The sequence below is a fragment of the Arthrobacter echini genome (assembly GCF_008107445.1).
Lineage (GTDB): Bacteria > Actinomycetota > Actinomycetes > Actinomycetales > Micrococcaceae > Arthrobacter_D > Arthrobacter_D echini_A.
This window is the reverse complement of sequence record NZ_VSLD01000002.1, coordinates 216562-235946: the sequence shown is the minus strand read 5'-3', so window position 1 is coordinate 235946 and position 19385 is coordinate 216562. Positions and strand designations below refer to the sequence as shown.

General features: G+C 69.2%; 15 protein-coding genes. 7 read left to right on the top strand and 8 right to left on the bottom strand.

Annotated elements, in window-relative coordinates:
* Nucleotides 1–35 precede the first annotated feature (35 nt).
* Nucleotides 36–1514 (bottom strand): glyceraldehyde-3-phosphate dehydrogenase, encoded by a 1479-nt coding sequence (locus tag FQ377_RS05700; RefSeq protein ID WP_148600285.1) that lies wholly within the window; start codon nt 1512–1514, stop codon nt 36–38.
* Between the two features lie 221 nt (nt 1515–1735).
* Between FQ377_RS05700 and FQ377_RS05695 the strand changes: the two genes are divergently transcribed.
* Nucleotides 1736–2353 (top strand): mycothiol-dependent nitroreductase Rv2466c family protein, encoded by a 618-nt coding sequence (locus FQ377_RS05695; RefSeq protein ID WP_148600284.1) that lies wholly within the window; start codon nt 1736–1738, stop codon nt 2351–2353.
* Between the two features lie 53 nt (nt 2354–2406).
* Here the strand turns inward: FQ377_RS05695 and valS are convergent, their stop codons facing one another.
* The 6 genes from valS to FQ377_RS05665 all read right to left on the bottom strand — a co-directional run bounded on the left by valS (nt 2407) and on the right by FQ377_RS05665 (nt 10182).
* Nucleotides 2407–5037 carry a valine--tRNA ligase gene (gene valS, locus FQ377_RS05690; protein WP_148600283.1) on the bottom strand — a complete coding sequence of 877 codons (2631 nt, stop codon included), beginning with the start codon at nt 5035–5037 and terminating at the stop codon, nt 2407–2409.
* Nucleotides 5038–5102: 65 nt separating this feature from the next.
* The gene (locus FQ377_RS05685) at nt 5103–6434 is read right to left on the bottom strand and encodes a DUF2254 domain-containing protein (protein WP_262364300.1); all 1332 of its coding nucleotides are present in this window, start codon (nt 6432–6434) and stop codon (nt 5103–5105) included.
* Nucleotides 6435–6476: 42 nt separating this feature from the next.
* Nucleotides 6477–7187: a class I SAM-dependent methyltransferase gene (locus FQ377_RS05680; RefSeq protein WP_262364299.1), complete on the bottom strand. Its 711-nt coding sequence runs from the start codon at nt 7185–7187 to the stop codon at nt 6477–6479.
* 119 nt (nt 7188–7306) lie between these two features.
* Nucleotides 7307–7960, bottom strand: a complete 654-nt coding sequence (locus FQ377_RS05675) for a CDP-alcohol phosphatidyltransferase family protein (protein ID WP_148600282.1) — start codon at nt 7958–7960, stop codon at nt 7307–7309.
* A complete protein-coding gene (locus tag FQ377_RS05670; protein ID WP_148600281.1) occupies nt 7953–8654 on the bottom strand; it encodes a TVP38/TMEM64 family protein in 702 nt (233 codons plus the stop codon). The genes FQ377_RS05675 and FQ377_RS05670 overlap by 8 nt, the downstream gene beginning before the upstream one ends.
* Nucleotides 8655–8664: 10 nt before the next feature.
* Nucleotides 8665–10182: a SulP family inorganic anion transporter gene (locus FQ377_RS05665; RefSeq protein ID WP_148600538.1), complete on the bottom strand. Its 1518-nt coding sequence runs from the start codon at nt 10180–10182 to the stop codon at nt 8665–8667.
* Nucleotides 10183–10324: 142 nt separating this feature from the next.
* On the opposite strand from FQ377_RS05665, the gene FQ377_RS05660 reads away from it, so the two are divergent.
* Nucleotides 10325–11128: an SDR family oxidoreductase gene (locus tag FQ377_RS05660; protein WP_148600280.1), complete on the top strand. Its 804-nt coding sequence runs from the start codon at nt 10325–10327 to the stop codon at nt 11126–11128.
* A gap of 90 nt (nt 11129–11218) precedes the next feature.
* On the opposite strand, the gene FQ377_RS05655 is transcribed toward FQ377_RS05660, so the two are convergent.
* Nucleotides 11219–12364, bottom strand: a complete 1146-nt coding sequence (locus FQ377_RS05655; protein ID WP_148600279.1) for a cytochrome P450 — start codon at nt 12362–12364, stop codon at nt 11219–11221.
* Nucleotides 12365–12674: 310 nt separating this feature from the next.
* Here FQ377_RS05655 and ileS point away from each other — a divergent pair, with 310 nt between their 5' ends.
* The 5 genes from ileS to FQ377_RS05630 all read left to right on the top strand — a co-directional run bounded on the left by ileS (nt 12675) and on the right by FQ377_RS05630 (nt 19337).
* On the top strand, nt 12675–16001 hold the full coding sequence (ileS, locus tag FQ377_RS05650) for an isoleucine--tRNA ligase (protein ID WP_316245916.1): 3327 nt from the start codon (nt 12675–12677) through the stop codon (nt 15999–16001).
* Complete coding sequence (locus tag FQ377_RS05645) at nt 15994–17400, top strand: bifunctional folylpolyglutamate synthase/dihydrofolate synthase (protein WP_148600277.1); 1407 nt, start codon at nt 15994–15996, stop codon at nt 17398–17400. Before ileS ends, FQ377_RS05645 begins: the two co-directional genes overlap by 8 nt.
* Nucleotides 17401–17407: 7 nt before the next feature.
* Nucleotides 17408–17839 (top strand): DUF4233 domain-containing protein, encoded by a 432-nt coding sequence (locus tag FQ377_RS05640; protein WP_148600276.1) that lies wholly within the window; start codon nt 17408–17410, stop codon nt 17837–17839.
* Between the two features lie 71 nt (nt 17840–17910).
* Nucleotides 17911–18327 (top strand): nucleoside-diphosphate kinase, encoded by a 417-nt coding sequence (gene ndk / locus FQ377_RS05635; protein ID WP_148600275.1) that lies wholly within the window; start codon nt 17911–17913, stop codon nt 18325–18327.
* 53 nt (nt 18328–18380) lie between these two features.
* A complete protein-coding gene (locus FQ377_RS05630; protein ID WP_148600274.1) occupies nt 18381–19337 on the top strand; it encodes an aldo/keto reductase in 957 nt (318 codons plus the stop codon).
* Nucleotides 19338–19385 lie beyond the last annotated feature (48 nt).

Below are 19385 nucleotides of genomic sequence, written 5' to 3'. Positions count from 1 at the left end.
CGGGGCGTCCTGACCGGCTGTCGGTTAACCGGCCGTCAGCGCACCGGCGAGACCGCGGCGTCCGTCGCGGTCAGCGGATAGGACGGTGGGTGGACCGCCGCCATCTCCTCGAGCACGCGGACCACCTGGCAGCTGTAGCCGAACTCGTTGTCGTACCAGACGTAGAGCACCAGGAAGCGGTCGTCGGCGATGGTTGCCAGACCGTCCACGATCCCGGCACGCCTCGACCCCACGAAGTCCGTGGAGACCACCTCCGGACTGTCGATGTAGTCCACCTGCTTGCGCATGGTGGAGTGGAGCGAGATCTCACGCAGATGGGTGTTCACCTCCTCCTTGGTGGTGCCCTCCTCGAGCGTGAGATTCAGGATGGCGATGGAGACATCAGGGGTGGGCACCCGGATGGAACTGCCCGTGAGCTTGCCGGCGAACTCGGGCAGCGCCTTGGCGACCGCCGTGGCCGCGCCGGTCTCCGTCAGGACCATGTTGAGGGCGGCCGAGCGCCCGCGGCGGTCCCCACGGTGGAAGTTGTCGATCAGATTCTGGTCGTTGGTGAACGAGTGCACCGTCTCGACGTGCCCGTGCACCACACCGAAGCGGTCGTTGACCGCCTTCAGCACGGGGGTGATCGCATTCGTGGTGCAGGAGGCAGCCGTGATGATGCGGTCCTCGGGGTCGATGGACCCGTGGTTGATGCCGTGCACGATGTTCTTCAGCGATCCCTTGCCGGGAGCCGTGAGGAGGACCTTGGCCACGCCGGTGCTCTTCAGGTGCTGGGACAGGCCCTCCTCGTCGCGCCAGCGACCCGTGTTGTCGACCACCACGGCGTCCTGGATGCCGTACGCGGTGTAGTCGATCGACGCGGGGTCGTCCGAGTAGATGACCTGGATCCTGACCCCATTGGCGGTGATGGTGTTCGAGGCCTCGTCCACCTGGATGGTCCCCTCGAAGGAGCCGTGCACGGAGTCCCGGCGGAGCAGGCTGGCCCTCTTCGCGAGGTCGTTGTCGGAGCCGCGGCGCACCACGACGGCTCGGAGGCGCAGGCCGTGGCCACCACCGGTCTTCTCGATGAGCAGTCGCGCGACGAGGCGGCCGATCCGCCCGAAGCCGTAGAGCACGACGTCGGTGCTGGTCCGCTCGTCGCGGCCGCCCTGCCCGACGATGTCCGCGAGTTCGGTGCGCAGGAAGTCCTCGAGGCTACGGCCGTCCCCGGAGCGGTCGAAGGCCATGCGCAGCCGACCGATGTCGATCGCGGCGGCGCCGAGATCCAGGTCGGTGAGGATGCGCAGCAGGGGAGCGGTGTCCTCGAGCCGGAGCTCTTCCGTGGTGATGCGGCGGGCGAAGCGGTGCGCCTTGAGGATGCTCATCGTGGACTTGTTGATGAGGCTGCGCCCGTGGATGCTCGTCACCACGTTGTTGGTCCGGTACAGGTGCCCGATGAGCGGGATCATGGCCTCAGCGAGTTCCTCGCGTTCGAGCCAGGTGTCGTGGTTCTCGGTGCGGTCATGCTGCGTCAACTGGGTCCCTCACTGCACCGGTCAGGCCGGTGCCGACTCACCCAACCGGATGACAACGCAGGGGTAGCGCCAAACATCGTCGATTGGTCGTATCCCTTCATTACACCGCCTCACCGGGCGCCGCACAAACCGACGTGGGGGGTCGGAGCGGAATACAGGACCGCGCGCACCGGTTGGACCGGAAAAGGCCATGGGCCTGCCCGTCATCGAAGGAGTACCGCATGAGTGAGTCCACGCCCGTCCAGCAGGCCGATTTCTGGTTCGACCCACGGTGCCCCTTCGCCTGGGTGACCTCGCGCTGGATCGGGGAGGTGGAACAGGTCCGTGACATCTCCGTCGACTGGCACGTGATGAGCCTGTCCATCCTCAACGAGGGCCGGGACTCCTCGGAGGAGCACCAGGCGAACATGCAACGCGGTCGTGGACCGGTCCGCGTGATCGTTGCGGCGGCCGATCTCCATGGCGACGAGTACATCAAGCGCCTGTACGACGCGATGGGCACCCGTATCCATGAGCGCCGGAACGACGACCTCGACGCGGTGATCCGCGAGTCCCTCGACGAGGTGGGCCTCCCGGCGGACCTGGCACGCTTCGCCCACACCGCGGACTACGACGAGCGCCTCGAGGCCTCCCACCAGGGAGCCATCGACCGCGTCGGCAACGAGGTGGGTACGCCCGTGGTCGCCTTCAACGGCACTGCCTTCTTCGGGCCCGTCCTGACGAGGATCCCGCGCGGCGAAGAGGCGGGGCGGATCTTCGACGGAGCGATCCTGCTCTCTGAGTTCCCCGAGTTCTTCGAGCTCAAGCGCTCACGGACCGAGAGCCCCACCTTCGACTGACCGCCGGACGGAGGAGGAGGGGGAGGGACCCGTGGGTCCCTCCCCCTTTCGCGTCAGGAGCGCTGGTCCACGGACTCCGCTGCGAGCTCGACGTCGCTGACGGTGAGCGGACCGCCCTCCTCGATCCTGAGGTCCTTCGCGTTGCCGGCGGCGAGCAGATCCGGCAGCCCGAGCCGCAGCTGGGCCACCTGGCCGGCGGGGGCGGTCACGACGGCGGTGTCCACCTGCGTCCGCTGCTTCACCTTCGCCTCCGACTTGGCCTTGCGGATGCCGCCGAGCGCCAGCGCGACCGACGTCAGGACACCGGCGTCGGCGCTGTCCGGCAGCCCGGCGAGCCCGGCTGCCTCCGGCCAGGGCGCGCGGTGGATCGAGCCTGCACGCCACCAGCTCCAGACCTCCTCGGTGGCGAACGGCAGGAACGGTGCGAAGAGGCGCAGCAGGGCATCGAGCGTGGTCGCCAGGGCGGTCTGCACCGACTGCGTCCCGGGATCGTCGGTGGCACCGTACGCGCGGTCCTTGACCAGCTCCACGTAGTCGTCCGTGAACGTCCAGAAGAACGATTCGGTAAGTTGCAGCGCCCGCGCGTAATCGTATTTCGCGAAGGCGGCCGTGGCCTCCTCCGTCACCGAGCGCAGCTGGGCCAGGAGCGACAGGTCCAGGGCGTTCGTCACCCGGTCGAGCGAACCAGCACCGATCGAGGCATCGGTGACCCCCAGGTTCAGCACGAACTTGGAGGCGTTGAGCAGCTTGATGGCGAGGCGGCGTCCGATCTTCATCTGGTTCACCTCGTACGCCGTGTCCGCACCGAGCTTCGCCGACGCCGCCCAGTAGCGCACGGCGTCCGCCCCGAACTGCTCGAGGACGTCGGTGGGGACCACCACGTTCCCCTTGGACTTCGACATCTTCTTCCGGTCCGGGTCGAGGATCCAGCCGGACAGCGCAGCATGCTTCCAGGGGATGGAGTCCTGCAGCGCGTCGGCCCGGACGGCCGTGGAGAAGAGCCAGGTCCGGATGATGTCGTGGCCCTGCGGGCGCAGATCGAAGGGGAACACCGTGGCGAACAGCTCCTCGTCGCGCGACCACCCGCCCACGATCTGCGGGGTGAGGGACGAGGTGGCCCACGTGTCGAGGACGTCGTTGTCGCCGATGAAGCCATGCGGCTGGTTCCGGGCCGACTCCTCGTAGCCTGGCGCCGGCTCGGCCACCGGGTCGACGGGCAGGGCCTCGAGTGCCGGACGGATCGGATCCTCGTAGTCCGGTTCGCCGTCGGCGCCGAGCCGGTACCAGACCGGCACGGGTACGCCGAAGAACCGCTGGCGGGAGACCAACCAGTCGCCGTTCAGGCCGTCGATCCAGTTCTCGTAGCGCGAGCGCATGAAGGCGGGGTGGAACTCGACCTCACGGCCGCGTTCGATCAGGGCGTCCCGCCTGGCGGCGTCGCGTCCTCCGTTGCGGATGTACCACTGGCGGCTGGTGACGATCTCGAGGGGCTTGTCGCCCTTCTCGTAGAAGTTGACGGGGTGCACCACCTTCGTCGGTTCACCCTCGAGGTCGCCGCTGTCGCGCAGCAGGGCGACCACAGCCTCCTTGGCGCTGAAGATGGTCTTGCCGGCGAGCTGGGCGTAGTGCGCGGCGCCCTCCGCCGTGGTGATCCACTCCGGGGTCTCGGAGCGCAGGCGCCCGTCCCGTCCGACGACGGCGCGGGTGGGCAGCTGCAGTTCACGCCACCAGGTGACATCCGTCAGGTCTCCGAAGGTGCAGACCATGGCGATCCCGCTGCCCTTGTCCGGCTTGGCGAGGGGATGGGCCTTGATCTCCACCTCCACTCCGAACAGCGGGGAGGTCACGGTGGTCCCGAAGAGGGGCTTGTAACGCTCGTCGTCCGGGTGGGCCACCAGGGCCACGCACGCGGGCAGCAGCTCCGGCCGCGTGGTCTCGATGCGGATGCGCGTCCCGTCCGCCGCGTGGAAGCCGATGCGGTGGTAGGCGCCGGGCTGCTCGCGGTCCTCGAGTTCGGCCTGGGCCACGGCGGTGCGGAAGCTCACGTCCCACAGGGTGGGTGCCTCGGCGAGATAGGCATCGCCGTCGACCAGGTTCTGCAGGAAGGCGCGCTGGGACACGGCGCGGGAGGTGTCGTCGATGGTCCGGTAGGTCAGCTGCCAGTCCACGGAGAGCCCGAGCGTGCTGAAGAGATTCTCGAAGACCAGTTCGTCCTCGATGGCGAGTTCCTCACAGAGGGCGATGAAGGTGCGGCGGGAGACGGCGTCGAAGTCGCGCTGGTTCTTCGCGGGTTCCGCCGGCGGTCGGTAGTCCGGGTCGTAGGGGACCGAGGGGTCGCAGCGTACGCCGTAGTAGTTCTGGACGCGCCGCTCCGTCGGAAGGCCGTTGTCGTCCCACCCCATGGGGTAGAAGACGTTGGCGCCGTTCATCCGCTTGAACCGCGCCATGACGTCGGTCTGGGTATAGGAGAACATGTGGCCCACGTGGAGAGACCCGGACGCCGTGGGTGGCGGCGTGTCGATCGAGTACACCGCCTCGCGCTTGGTATTGCGGTCGAAGGTGTAGGTGCCGTCCTCGCGCCACTGCCGGGACAGCCTGTCCTCCAGACCCTCCAGGGCGGGCTTGTCGGGGACGGAGACGGGGTGGGATGAGGGCGTGTCTGTGCCCTGTGCTGTATCGGCCATCCCACCATTGTGTCCTACCGCCCGCGCCCGGGGCGCCCGGCCGTCTCGGGGGACGGACCCCGGCGTCAGGTGAGGAGCTCCTCGACCTCGGTCACCACGGAGGCCAGGTGGCCGCGGATACTGCTGTCCAGCGAGGACTCCCTGATCGCCGTCGCCGACCGTCCGAGGTGGCGAACGAGCGCCGTGCGCAGCTGCGGGGAGCGATCAGGGCCCGAGGTGACCGTGATCTCACGGAGCATCGCCAGGGCGCGGTCCGCGGTGCGCGGGTCCGTGAACGCGTAGGTGATCACCTGGTCCATCACGAGATCGAGGAGTTGCACGGCGGTCGGGTACGTCAGGACCACGCGGGGCGTCCCGTCGTCGTCGGATACCGTCTCCGGCCCCGTGGCCCGGCGGGCGATCGAGGACAGGACGGCGGCCAGGTGGCCGATGGCGTGCACGGCGGTGGTCGGATCGTTGACCCCGGGGGAGAGCGCCTTGTTGGTGACGTCGAGCAGCTGCTGGAGTCCGAAGGCCGCATCCTGCGTCGAGGTCCGCTCGAACCCGATCCGCGCGGCCTCGTTCAGCTTCTCCTGGAGGTCCGAGAGGTCGTCCGCCGTGAGGGGACCGCCTGCGCCCCAGACCCGCGCGAACGGCATGCCGTGCACCAGCGAGGCGCCGGGATGGGCATCGATGACCACGAAGGCCCGGGCGTTCGCCGCGGCGCTCCTCGCCCTGCCGCGATTCACACTGAGGAGGAAGCCGGACGAGGTGATGTGCAGGGGCTGCCCCGGTGAGGAGGGGAGGTCTGTGGGTTCCTGGCGTCGTTCGGTGGGGAAGATCCGGTCCAGGGTGCGGTCGTTCTCGCGATGTACGTCCCGCAGCATCGTCTCCACCCGGATCTGCCGGGCGAGATGGGCGAGGAACAGGACGAGGCCGACGACGCTGGCGAGCGTGAGCGCGAAGGCCACCGTGACCGCGAGTTCCGGGACGAAGCCGCTACCGTCGCTGGATTCGATCCGGATGCTCCGCAGCACCGTCAGGGCGTAGGCGAAGGTGGCCAGGAACAGCGCGAGCGTGTTGTGCACGAAGCGGTCGCTGGTGAAGGTGCGGAGCAGCCGCGGCGAGAACTGGCTGCTCGCCAGCTGCAGGGTGACCACGGTGAGGGAGAACGTCAGCGAGGTCACGGTGACCATGGAGCCCGCGATGGTCTCCAGGAGGGACCGGGCGGCTCCCGGGCCTCCACCGAAGAGCAGACCGCTGACCGTCGGGGGCAGGGAGTCCTCGAGAATCCGGTCGAGGAACGGCAGGAACTGGCCCAGGGCCACGGCCAGCACGACGGCGATCAGGGGGACCGGCCAGAGCTGGGTCCGCAGCGAATCGCGCAGCGACTCACCCTCGAGGTTCTTCATCCGCATCCCGTCGTCCGTTCCAACGTGCCGTGCACTCCGCTCGTCAGCCTACTGTCGGACGCTCGTGCCGTCGGGCGCTGTGGTCCACGACCCGCCGGGGTGAGAGGGATCCGGCCTGCTACCGGTGCGTATCTGCAGGTGCCCGCCGCGGGCCGAGAAGTGCGCGACGTCGTCGCAGTCCTGCTCAACGCCGCGCCACGGATGGGCCGTGATGTCGGCGCCACCGAGCGTGCATGCGAGGCGGGCCAGCGGTGTCAGGGCGGCGAATCGCCCGGTGGGGTCCTGCATGTCCACGACCGAGAGCCTCCCGCCCGGGCGGGTGAGTCCGAGCATCCCCGACCAGGCCCGGCGCCACGGTGTCATGAGTGACAGCGCGTAGGTGGCGAGCGCGGCGTCCGAAAGCGCTCGGCTGCCGGCCGCTTCGAGTCTCCGGGCGATCTCCCGGGGGTCGAGGGTGGTTGCGTCCGCCTGCAGGAGGGTCACGTTGGCCCACCCCTGCCGGTCAGCCCGTCGCCGTGCCTGCGCAAGCATCTGCGCGCTGCGGTCGATCCCGATGATCGAGCCTCCCGGACCGACGGCGCGCTGCAGGAGGGGGAAGTTCAGGCCCGTTCCACAGCCCAGGTCCAGCACCTGCTCGCCCTCGCGCAGGCCGAGCGAATCCACGCCCAGTCTGCGTCCGGCGTGATAGACGGGGTACTCGGCCGACAGCAGATCGTAGAGCGGGGCGAAGAGGCTGTACTTCTCGGCGATGGTCGGCACGTCCAGTCCTCGGGATGGCGGCAGGGTCCGCCGGGGCTCTGACAAGGTACCACCGGGCACCGGGCGACGGCCGCCGCACCACGGACGCAGCGCCACGCGCCGACGGGCGGCGGCCCGGCTCAGAGACCGGCGGGCCGCCCGAGGGCCCGGTACCCGGCGATGATGCGGTGCACGGCGCTGAGCAGCACCAGGGCGCCCCAGACGGCAGCGATCTGCCAGGCGAGGAACGGGAACAGCAGCCAGAGGGAGTGGACGAGCACGGTCTCGGCTCCCTCCGCCAGTCCGCCCAGGAAGGACAGGGACCGGCCGTCGTCGATCCTTCGTCCGGTCCGCTCGGCGATGGAGGAGAACGCGAGGAAGACACTGCCGTTGAGGTAGTACGCGAAGAGGACCACCAGGAAGGGCAGCCACGGCGCTCCGTACCCGGCTGCCGCACCGATCGCCACGCCGATCACCGTGGCGCCGTACACCGCGAAGTCCGCCGAGATGTCCCAGAAGCCGCCCTGACCGGTATCTGCTCCGGATCGCGGCGAGGGCCCGCGTGTCGCGCGCCGCCGGGCGAGGGGGCCGTCCACGCCGTCCGCGAGGCGGCAGAGCAGCCACGCCCCCAGGGCCGGGAGCCATGATCCGGTGGCGGCGAGGACGGCGCTCGCGAGGCCGAGCACCAGATTGACACCGGTGAGCCGGTTCGGGGTGATCCAGTGAACATCTACGGCCGCGGCCGCCCGATCGAGCAGGGGTGCCAGGAGTGGTCTGAGCCTGGAGTCAAACATGGTGCCCCGGGGTGTGACGCGCACGGACGGCGACGATCACTCCGGCGAGGGTCAAGAGGCCCAGGACCGCGATTCCCATCTGGGCCGGCCAGCCGAGGTCGAAACCGAAGGCGCCGAGCGCGAGATAGCTCGCGGTGCCGGGCAGGATGCCCACCATGGTGCCGAGGAAGTAGGGCCACCAGCGCACGGAGGTCAGGCCGGCCGAATAGTTGATCACCGTGAAGGGCAGCACCGGGACGAGCCGCAGACCCACCACCGCGATGAAACCCCGGGAGCTCAGGACGGCGTCGACGCGCTCCACCCGTGCCCGCGTCAATCTTTCGACGGCGTCCCGGCCAAGTGCCCGCCCCAACCAGAAGCCTGCCGCGGCGCCGAGCAGGGCGGCCACGTAGACGAGCGCCAGTCCCGTCCAGAAACCGAACAGCACGCCGGCGGCGATGGACAGCACGCTCTTCGGGACGGGTGCGAGGGTCAGCGCCGCGTAGCCGAGGACGAACGCGACCGGCCCCCAAGGGCCCGCCTGCTCCACGAACCCCCGGAGCCGGTCGATGTCGGGCAGGGGGACGAGCAGGACGACAAGCGTCGCGGCGACGACGACCGCGCCCAGGAGGACCAGGCGGCGCACGGGAGAGCCCGGCTCGGACGGCGGCAGGGGGGAACGGCCCTCCTCGGATGCCGCTCCGTGCTGTTGCATGGTCCCTCGGTCAGTGGCCGGCGCCGAGCGTGCCGCCCAGGCGCTCGCGCATCATGGTCGAGGCGTCGTTGAGACCCACCACCTGCACCTCGGTGCTGGAGGACCGGTACTTCTCCTGGATGGCGTCCAGTGCCGCGATGGTCGAGGCGTCCCACAGGTGCGAGTCGTGCAGGTCGATGATCACCCGCTGCGGATCGGTCGCGTACTCGAACTGGGTGTAGAGGTCGTTCGAGGACGCGAAGAACAGTTCACCGTTCACCGTGTAGGTGGCGACGCGTTCGCCGTCGTGCTCCGCCTCGGTCCGCTCGACAGTGACGAAGTGGGCTACCCGCCGGGCGAAGGCGACCATGGCCACCAGGACCCCTGCTCCGACGCCGATCGCCAGATTCTCGGTCCAGACCGTGACGACCACCGTGGCGAGCATGACCGTGGTCTCGCTCCTGGGCATGCGCCGGAGGGTGGTGGGCCTGACACTGTGCCAGTCGAAGGTGCTGATGGCCACGAAGATCATGACCGCGACGAGGGCCGCCATGGGGATGAGCGCGACGATCCCGCCGAGGACGACGACGAGCAGGAGGACGAAGATGCCGGCGAGGAACGTCGAGATGCGGGTCCGGGCACCGGAGACCTTGACATTGATCATGGTCTGGCCGATCAGCGCGCATCCACCCATGCCGCCGAAGAAGCCCGTGATGATGTTCGCCGCGCCCTGGCCCCACGACTCCCGCGTCTTGTCCGAGCGGGTGTCGGTGATGTCGTCGACGAGCTTGGCGGTCATGAGGGATTCGAGCAGGCCCACGGCAGCAAGCGCCAGGGCGAACGGGGCGATGATCTGCAGGGTCTCGAGCGTCAGCGGGACGTCGGGGAACATCAGTGACGGCAGACTCTCGGGGAGCTCTCCCTTGTCGCCGACGGTGGGGACGACGGCGTTGGCGAGCACCGCGAAGACCGTGAGGACCACGATGGCGACCAGCGGCGCCGGGACCGCCCGCGTCAGCCGGGGCAGCCCGAAGACGATCAGCAGCCCGACGGCGGCCATCGGGTAGACGAGGAACGGCACCCCGATCAGTTCGGGGACCTGTGACAGGAAAATGAGGATGGCCAGCGCGTTGACGAAGCCCACCATCACGGAGCGTGGGATGAAGCGCATGAGGCGGGCCACGCCGGTGAGGCCGAGCACCACCTGGAACAGCCCGCCGAGGATCACCGCGGCGATGAAGTAGTCCACGCCGTGACTGTCCACGAGCGGGGCGATCACGAGGGCCACCGCACCCGTGGCGGCGGAGATCATCGCCGGTCGCCCACCGAGGAAGGCGATGGAGACGGCCATGGTGAACGAGGCGAACAGACCCAGCCGCGGATCGACCCCGGCGATGATGGAGAAGGCGATGGCTTCGGGGATCAGTGCGAGTGCGACCACGAGTCCGGCCAGCACCTCTGTCTTGAGCAGTCGTGGACTCCTGAGCGTGCGCAGGACGGACTGGCGCTCGGTGGGTGTGGGGCCCGCCGGGGCGGTGGTGGTCTGCATGGGCAGTGGTCCTTCGGTGCGGTCGGAGCGGGTCTGCTCGCGGGCGCCGGATACCTCGGTCACGCCGGTGTGCGGGGTCCTCGATGGCGGGGCGCGTGGCGCGCCCGCTACAACCCTAGCGCGGGCTGGCTAGCATGGGCCCATGGAGAACCCCAGCACCCAGGACACACGACCACTCGGCGCCCCGGCGGAGCCCGCTCCCCAGGCCCTGCGCGCAATCGTCACGGGCGCCAGCTCTGGCATCGGAGCAGCCACCGTCCGGGCCCTGCGACGCGACGGATGGGCCGTGGTCGCCGCCGCCCGGCGCACGGACCGGCTCGCCGCGCTCGCGGAGGAGACGGGTGCAGTTCCCGTGGCCCTGGACGTCACGGATCAGGCCTCCGTCGACGCCTTCGCCGCGGAGGTCGCGGCGGGCGGCGCCGTGCACGCGCTCGTCAACAATGCCGGCGGTGCCTTCGGAGCGGACCGGGTGGCCGACTCGGTCACCGCGGACTGGGAACGGATGTACGAGGTCAATGTGCTCGGCTCCATGCGCATGACCCGCGCCCTGCTCCCGGCGTTGCGCGACTCGGGCCAGGGGAGCGTGCTGTTCCTGACCTCCACCGCGGCGCTCGCGGCCTACGAGGGCGGAGCCGGGTACTGCGGGGTCAAGGCGGCCCAGGTGTCACTGGCACGTTCGCTGCGCCTCGAGGAGGCCGAGAACAACATCCGCGTCATCGAGGTCTCACCGGGCATGGTCCGAACCGACGAGTTCGCGCTCAATCGCCTGGGCGGGGACAGGGCAGCGGCGGACAAGGTCTACGAGGGGGTGGAGTACCCGCTCACGGCCGACGACGTCGCCCAGGCCGTCGCGTTCACACTCAACGCGCCGCACCACATGAACATCGACCAGCTGGTGCTCCGTCCGCTCGCGCAGGCGGCCAACCACAAGGTCCTCCGGGCCTAGCCTCTGCCGGAACGGGCGGTGGGCAGCCACCCGGACCGGCGGCGGGTGACCGGCGTCGTGGTTCGACGTCGGCGAGTGGGCTGGTGCGGCTCACGGCCGCTTCGAGACCTCCAGGGTCATGGAGTAGTGGTCGAGGGTGCCCGGAAGTGGAGTGTCCGAAGCGAGCTGCGGGCCCGAACCCGGAGCGAGCTCGTGGCCACCCACCACCGACGCCAGCGCCGCACTCGTCAGGAGCAGCACCAGGAGGCGGCCGGGACAGACCACCGGCCCGTCGCTGAAGGGCACGAGCGGCCAGGGGTCGTCCTCGTCCGTCAGCCAGCGCTCCGGGAAGACGTCGTGGGCACGGCGCAACGCGCGTTCGTCGCGATGGAAGTACGGGGCGAAGACCAGGACGCCGCAGCCCTCCGGCATGAGCCCGTGCTCCCACTGCACCGGCTGCGTGGTCTGGCGAAGGATCATGGGAGTCGTCGGCCAGAGGCGCAGCGACTCCAGGATGGTGGCACGGAGGTAGGGGAGAACCCGGCGGCCCGAGGTGTCGCCGTCGACCTCGCGCCGCGCCTCGGCCAGCGCTGCCGGGTGGGTCGCGAGGACCGTCAGTGCCCGGAAGGTCGCCATGCCGGCGGGATCGAAGGCGAACAGCCACTGCGGTACCTGGTCGGACGGTTCCGCGCCGTCACCCTTCGGCGCTGCTGCCATGACGGCCGCAAGACTTCCCGGATCGGCGATAGCCAGCTCGGCGCCGATCCGCTGCAGGAGCCGGGCCCTGGTCCGCCGGCGTACCGGTTTGAGGAAGGCCCAGTTCCCGTCCCGGCGCAGCCTGATGATCAGGTCCGTGAGCTCCGTGGCGTCCCGCGCGTGATCACCGAACACCACCCGACGGACCACGCGGTACCAGGCGTCGAGGAACTCCTCCCACGGGAGTGAGCCGGTGCGCAGCGCGCCGGCCAGCAGGTGCTGCATCTCCTCCTCCACCACCGGGACGAAGCGGTCGGCCAGATGGTGGACCGGGTGCTCGGAGTCGAGGACCTGCTCCTGCAGCGCGCGGCGTACCGTCCGGACGGGCCCACGCGAGATGAGGACGTTGTGGGGCTCGAAGTGGGCCAGCGCTGCCCGCTTCTCGCTGCTGGCGGGGGAGAAGGGCTCGGGAGACCGGCTCAGGACCGTGTCCACGTCACCGCCTGCCAGACCCGCACCGCGGCGCACGGCCCGCCACCCGGCGTGCCGTGCTTTCGACAACGGATTCCGCGCCGGGCTAGAATCGGGGCACAAGCACCGACCCGGCAATCACCGGCGAGCTTCCGGAAGAAGGCCGGCCACCACGGCGGCCCGTAGAACCGGACGGGACGGCCCGTCACAGCCCGAACGAGCGGCTTCCTCCCGCCCGCAGCGTCCGCGGTCAGCGGCGCCGGGGGCGACGGCGGCAAGTGAGGTGGTACCGCGGGTCCAGGACCCCGCACCCGGTCAGGCAGCCGGTCGCGGGCGAGACGGCACCCGTCCTCACGGCAGGACTCCTGCTCCACCCGCCGCCGCACACAGGATGAGAACCATGCCGCAGATCTATCCCAAAGCAGTCTCCCCAGCACTGGAATCCCAGGACGGCCCGCGCGCCTCCACCGGGTCCAGCGCTTCGCCGCGCCTCGCCGAGCTCGAGGAACGCGTACTCGACTACTGGCAGCAGGACGGCACCTTCCAGGCCTCGATCGACGCACGGGCTGCCGGCGTGGACGGGTCCAACGAGTTCGTGTTCTACGACGGTCCGCCCTTCGCCAACGGACTGCCGCACTACGGTCATCTGCTCACCGGCTACGCCAAGGACCTGGTGGCCCGCTACCAGACGCAGCGCGGGCACCGCGTGGAGCGGCGCTTCGGCTGGGACACCCACGGCTTGCCGGCCGAGCTCGAGGCCATGAAGCAACTGGGTATGACGGACAAGCAGCAGATCCTCGCCATGGGGATCGACAAGTTCAACGACGCCTCCCGTGCCTCGGTCATGAAGTACGCCGACCAGTGGCGTGACTACGTGACGCGCCAGGCCCGCTGGGTGGACTTCGACAACGACTACAAGACCCTCAACCCGGAGTACATGGAGTCCGTCCTCTGGGCCTTCAAGACGCTGCACCAGAAGGGCCTCACCTACAGCGGGTACCGGGTGCTGCCCTACTGCTGGAACGACGAGACGCCGCTGTCCAACCACGAGCTCCGCATGGACGAGGACGTCTACCAGGACCGCCAGGACCAGACCGTCACCGTCTCCTTCCCGCTCCGCGTGGGCACCACAGAGCTGTCCCAACAGCTCGCCGGGGTGGAGGCCCTCGCCTGGACCACCACGCCCTGGACCCTGCCCACCAACGCGGCGCTCGCCGTCGGACCGGGCATCACCTACGTGGTGGTCGACGCCGAGCGCGACCACGCTACCCGGCGCTATCTCATCGCCGAGGATCTCCTCGGCAACTACGCGAAGGATCTCGGCTTCGCCGACGCGGCCGCCGCACGTGAGGCGATCACCTCCCGCCACCTCGGCTCCGAGCTCGAGGGACTCACGTACGAACCGCTCTGGGACTACCTCGCCGATCCCGAGGAGGGCGGGTACCGGAACGCCTTCCGCATCCTCGTGGCGGACTACGTCACGACGACGGACGGTACCGGGCTGGTGCACCAGGCGCCGGCCTACGGCGAGGAGGACCAGGCGGTCTGCGAGCAGGCCGGCATCCAGGTGATCCTCTCCGTCGACGAGAAGGCCCGGTTCCTCCCACTGTTCTCCCGCGGCCCGCTGGCGGAGATCGCCGGGCTGCAGGTCTTCGAGGCGAACCGCGTCATCACGCGCGTCCTCAAGGCGGGTGAGCGCCTGATCCGCCAGTCCAGCTACGTCCACAGCTACCCGCACTGCTGGCGCTGCCGTAATCCCCTCATCTACCGCGCCGTGTCCTCCTGGTACGTGGAGGTCACCAAGATCCGCGACCGCATGGTCGAACTCAACCAGGACATCACGTGGATCCCGGGCAATGTGAAGGACGGCCAGTTCGGCACCTGGCTCTCGAACGCGCGCGACTGGTCCATCAGCAGGAACCGGTTCTGGGGCAGCCCCATCCCGGTGTGGCAGTCCGACGACCCCGAGTACCCACGGACCGATGTCTACGGCTCTCTTGCCGAGCTGCAGGCCGATTTCGGCCGACTTCCTGTCAACCATGAGGGCGAGGTGGACCTCCACCGCCCCTTCATCGACGAGCTGACGCGTCCCAATCCGGACGATCCCACCGGCCGGTCCACCATGCGCCGCGTCGAGGACGTGCTGGACGTCTGGTTCGATTCCGGCTCCATGCCGTACGCCCAGGTGCACTACCCGTTCGAGAACGAGCAGTGGTTCGAGACCCACCATCCTGCCGATTTCATCGTGGAGTACATCGGGCAGACGCGCGGCTGGTTCTACATGCTGCACATCCTCTCCACCGCCCTGTTCGACCGGCCGGCTTTCCGCAACGTCATCAGCCACGGGATCGTGCTTGGTTCCGACGGCCAGAAGATGTCCAAGAGCCTCAAGAACTACCCAGATGTCTCCGAGGTCTTCGATCGCGACGGCTCGGACGCGATGCGCTGGTTCCTCATGGCCTCGCCGATCCTGCGGGGCGGCAATCTGGTGGTCACGGAGCAGGGTATCCGCGACGGTGTCCGCCAGGTGATCCTGCCGCTGTGGAACGTCTGGCATTTCTTCGCCCTGTACACCAACGCGGCCTTCGACGGCGCGGGCTACGAGGCGAGGACCGTCACGCCCGAGGCCGCTGCGAGCCTGGCCGAACCGATCGACCGGTACATCCTCGCGAACACCGGCAATCTGGTCCGTGATCTCACGGAGGCGCTGGACGCCTTCACCATCAGCGAGGCCTGCGAGTCCCTGCGCCGGTACCTGGACACCCTGACCAACTGGTACGTGCGGCGGAGCCGCCAGCGGTTCTTCGACGAGGACACGGACGCCTTCGACGTGCTCTACACGTGCCTGGAGACCGTGTGCCGGGTCGCAGCGCCCCTGCTGCCGCTCGTCACCGAGGAGATCTGGCGCGGACTCACCGGGTGCCGCTCGGTCCACCTGACCGATTGGCCGGACACGACGTCGTTCCCCGCCGACCCCGAGCTCGTGGAGCAGATGGACCGCACCCGCCAGGTGTGCTCGGTCGGGTCGAGCCTGCGGAAGGCCGCGAACCTGCGCGTCCGGCTGCCCCTGCGGGAGCTGACCGTCGTGGCGCCCGGCGCCACGGACCTCGGAGGCCAGTACCGCTCCATCATCGCCGACGAGCTGAATCTCAAGGAGGTGCGGCTCGTCGATTCGGCCGACGCGGATCCGTCGGAGTTCGGTATCACCCAGCGCCTCGTGGTCGATGCACGCGCCGCCGGCCCACGCCTGGGCAGGAACGTGCAGACGGCCATCAAGGCCTCGAAGGCGGGGGAGTGGCACGTCGACGGCGACGGCGGGGTCGTCGTCGGCGGACTGGCCCTCGAACCGCACGAGTACACGCTCGACACCGTCGTGGTCGGCAATGAGGCCGAATCGAAGGCCGTCACGGTGCTTCCCGGTGGCGGGTTCCTCGTGCTCGACACCGAGGTCACCGACGAGCTCGCGGCCGAGGGTACGGCACGGGATGCGATCAGGGCCGTGCAGCAGGCGCGCCGCGACGCGGATCTGCGGATCAGCGATCGCATCAGCACCGTCATCGGAGTGGCACCCGCGCAGGTGGCCGCACTGGAGGCGAACGCGGAGCTGATCAGTGCCGAGACCCTGACCGTCCGGCTGCGCATCATCGCCGACGAGGACGCCGACGGCGACTTCGCCATCACCGTCGAGAAGGTCACCGTCGAGAAACAGGAGTCAGTGCATGGATGACACGAACGGCACCACCGACACCGGCAGCACCGAGGAGGATCGGCCGGATCACGACGCCTTCTCCGTGGAGAGCGTCTACGCCGATCTGCTCAGCCGTGCCCCCGAGGACAGGATGGAGCCCCGGATGGCTCCGCTGCACAGGGCCATGGAGATCCTCGGGGAGCCGAACCGGGCCTTCCCGATCATCCACATCACAGGGACCAACGGGAAGACCTCGACCGCCCGGATGATCGAGAGCATCCTGCTGGCGCACGATCTGCGCACTGGCCGCTACACCAGCCCCCACCTGTCCCGCGTGACCGAGCGCATCAGCATCGACGGGGAGCCGGTGCCGGACGAGACGTTCGTCCGCGTCTGGGACGAGATCAAGCCCTATCTGGACATCGTCGACGGCGAACTCCTCGTCGCCGGGGAAGCGCGCCTGACCTACTTCGAGTGCATCACCATCCTCGCGTTCGCCATCTTCGCCGACGAGCCGATCGATGTCGGCGTGATCGAGGTGGGGCTCGGCGGGGTCACCGACGCCACCAACGTGGGTGACGGCCAGGTGGCCGTCATCACGCCGATCTCCCTCGACCACACGGATCTCCTCGGGGACACGGTGGAGGACATCGCCCTGGAGAAGGCGGGCATCATCAAGCCCGGAGCCTTCCTCGTGAGCGCCATCCAGTCCCGCGACGCCGCGCAGGTCCTCCTGGAACGGGCGCAGGAGGTCGGCGCGGAGTTCCGCTTCGAGGGCATCGAGTTCGGCGTCGAGTCCCGGTCCGTCGCCGTCGGCGGGCAGGTGGTCTCGCTCAGTGGCCTCGCGGGTCGCTACGGCGAGCTGCTGGTCCCGCTGCACGGCGAGCACCAGGCGGAGAACGCCGCCCTGGCCGTCGCCGCGGTGGAGGCCTTTCTCGGCGGAGGAGAGCGGGAGCTGGACACCACGCTCGTGCGGAACGGCCTGCGTGCCGTCACCTCACCGGGCCGCCTCGAGGTGGTCCGCACCGCCCCGAGCATCATCGTCGACGCTGCGCACAACCCGGCCGGCGCCCGTGCCGCAGCGAAGGGCATCCGGGAGGCCTTCGACTTCTCGCGCCTGGTCCTGGTGATCGGGGCGCTGCAGGACAAGGACGCGGCCGGCATGCTCGCCGAACTGCACGAGGAGCTCGGCGGCATGCTCGAGGATCTCTGCCTCACGCAGTCCACGTCGCCGCGCTCCGTGCCGGCCGCGGATCTGCTGCAGGCCGCTCTCGCTGCCGGCTTCGCAGAGGAGAACATCACCATCCTCCCGGGTCTCGACGACGCCCTGGAATGGGCCGTGATGAAGGCCGAGGAGAACAACGATCTCGCCGGAGGGATCCTCGTGACCGGCTCCATCACCGTGGTCGGCGAAGCCCGAACATTGCTGGGGAAGTAGGCACGGCATGGCACGCATGACGAAGGCGCAGCGCGAGTGGCGGCCCGGAATGCCACGGAAGCGTCGGTCCACGAAGGTCCTTTTCGCTTCGACGGTCCTGGCGCTCGAGGCGTTCGTGGTGTTCTTCGCGACACTGGCCGTCCTCGGGCTCAGGCGCGACGAGATCAGCCCCGTGCTCATCCTGACCTCGGGGCTGGTCCTCAGCGTCGTCCTGATCCTGACCTGCGCCGTCGTGACGAAGCGATGGGGGATCGGCCTCGGCTGGTTCCTGCAGCTGGTCATCATCGCCGGCGGCTTCCTGGAACCCACCATGTTCCTGGTGGGTGCCGCGTTCGCCGTGACCTGGCTCTATGGCATCCGCCAGGGCACGCGCATCGACCGGGAGAACGTGGAGCGCGACAGGCTACAGGCCGAGTGGGAGAAGGCGAACCCCGAATGAGACCGTCGGTAGAATCTTTCCGAGCACCCAACCATCGCGGTATCGCCGATGCCGCAGACCCAGGAGATCACATGAGCACCGAGCGCACCCTCGTCCTCGTCAAGCCCGACGGCGTAGCCCGCGGACTGACCGGGACCATCCTGTCGCGGATCGAGGCCAAGGGCTACAGCATCGCCGACCTCAAGCAGGTGTACGCCACGCGCGACCTGCTCGAGCAGCACTACGCCGAGCATGCCGGCAAGCCCTTCTTCGAGCCGCTCGTCGAGTTCATGCTGAGCGGACCCATCGTGGCGGCGGTGTTCGAGGGGCAGCGCGTCATCGAGGGTTTCCGCTCCCTCGCCGGCGCCACGGAACCCACGACTGCGGCACCGGGTACCATCCGCGGTGACCTGGGGCGCGACTGGGGCGTCAAGGTCCAGCAGAACCTCGTGCACGGATCGGACTCGACGGAATCGGCCGAGCGCGAGATCGGCGTCTGGTTCGCCTGAACCCGGCGCGCCGGATCGTGTGCCCGGGGCAACGGTGTTGGTAGGTTGGAACCATGATGACCTATCGCAGACTGGGTTCCTCCGGACTCAGCGTTTCCACCGTCGGGCTCGGCTGCAATAACCTGGGCAGGACCGGCACCGCCTCCGAGTCGCAGGAGGGGACCGACGCCGTCGTACACGCCGCGATCGACGCCGGCATCACGCTCTTCGACGTGGCCGACATGTACGGCAGGGCGCCGGGAGTGAGCGAGATCCAACTCGGCAAGGCCCTGGGTTCCCGGCGCGACGACGTGGTCCTCGCCACGAAGTTCGGGCTCGACATGGACGGCGCCAACGGGCGGGACTGGAATGCGCGCGGATCACGCCGCTACATCGTCCGGGCGGTCGAAGCCTCGCTGCGCCGCCTCGGCACGGAGTGGATCGACCTGTACCAGTACCACACCCCGGACGTCCTCACGCCGATCGAGGAGACCCTGGCCGCGCTGGACGACCTCGTGACCAGCGGCAAGGTGCGCTACCTGGGGCACTCGAATTTCTCGGGCTGGCAGGTGGCCGAGGCCGAGTTCACAGCACGCAGCGGCGGGTACACACCCTTCATCTCCGCGCAGAACCCCTACAGCCTGCTGGACCGCCGGCTGGAGCGTGAGGTGGTGCCGGCCGCCGAGGCGTACGGACTCGGCGTCCTGCCGTACTTCCCGCTGGCGAACGGCCTCCTGACCGGTAAGTACCGCCGCGATGAGGTGCCGGCGGGAAGCCGCCTGACACACTCGCGGAAGAATCTGCTGGAGACCGCCGACTGGGACCAGCTCGAGGCGTACTCCCGGTTCGCAGCGGAGCGTGAGGTCAGCGAAGTTCAGGTCGCCTTCTCCTGGCTGGCCGCCCAGCCGTCCGTCGGCTCCGTGATCGCCGGAGCGACGTCGCCCGAGCAGGTGCTGCAGAATGCCGCAGCTGCGGACTGGTCGCCGTCGGCGGAGGATCTGCAGGAACTGGACCGTCTGTTCCCGGCGTAGCCGATCGGTAGCCATCCCCGGGGTTTCCCCGGGGGCCCGGGTGCGGGT

Bases quoted from the DNA above. Each gene is read 5' to 3' on its own strand.
- FQ377_RS05660 (WP_148600280.1), top strand. From the start codon at position 10,325: ATGGAGAACCCCAGCACCCAGGACACACGACCACTCGGCGCCCCGGCG.
- FQ377_RS05630 (WP_148600274.1), top strand. From the start codon at position 18,381: ATGATGACCTATCGCAGACTGGGTTCCTCCGGACTCAGCGTTTCCACC.
- FQ377_RS05695 (WP_148600284.1), top strand. From the start codon at position 1,736: ATGAGTGAGTCCACGCCCGTCCAGCAGGCCGATTTCTGGTTCGACCCA.
- FQ377_RS05665 (WP_148600538.1), bottom strand. From the start codon at position 10,182: ATGCAGACCACCACCGCCCCGGCGGGCCCCACACCCACCGAGCGCCAG.
- FQ377_RS05670 (WP_148600281.1), bottom strand. From the start codon at position 8,654: ATGCAACAGCACGGAGCGGCATCCGAGGAGGGCCGTTCCCCCCTGCCG.
- FQ377_RS05640 (WP_148600276.1), top strand. From the start codon at position 17,408: ATGGCACGCATGACGAAGGCGCAGCGCGAGTGGCGGCCCGGAATGCCA.
- valS (WP_148600283.1), bottom strand. From the start codon at position 5,037: ATGGCCGATACAGCACAGGGCACAGACACGCCCTCATCCCACCCCGTC.
- FQ377_RS05685 (WP_262364300.1), bottom strand. From the start codon at position 6,434: ATGCGGATGAAGAACCTCGAGGGTGAGTCGCTGCGCGATTCGCTGCGG.
- FQ377_RS05645 (WP_148600277.1), top strand. From the start codon at position 15,994: ATGGATGACACGAACGGCACCACCGACACCGGCAGCACCGAGGAGGAT.
- ileS (WP_316245916.1), top strand. From the start codon at position 12,675: ATGCCGCAGATCTATCCCAAAGCAGTCTCCCCAGCACTGGAATCCCAG.
- ndk (WP_148600275.1), top strand. From the start codon at position 17,911: ATGAGCACCGAGCGCACCCTCGTCCTCGTCAAGCCCGACGGCGTAGCC.
- FQ377_RS05675 (WP_148600282.1), bottom strand. From the start codon at position 7,960: ATGTTTGACTCCAGGCTCAGACCACTCCTGGCACCCCTGCTCGATCGG.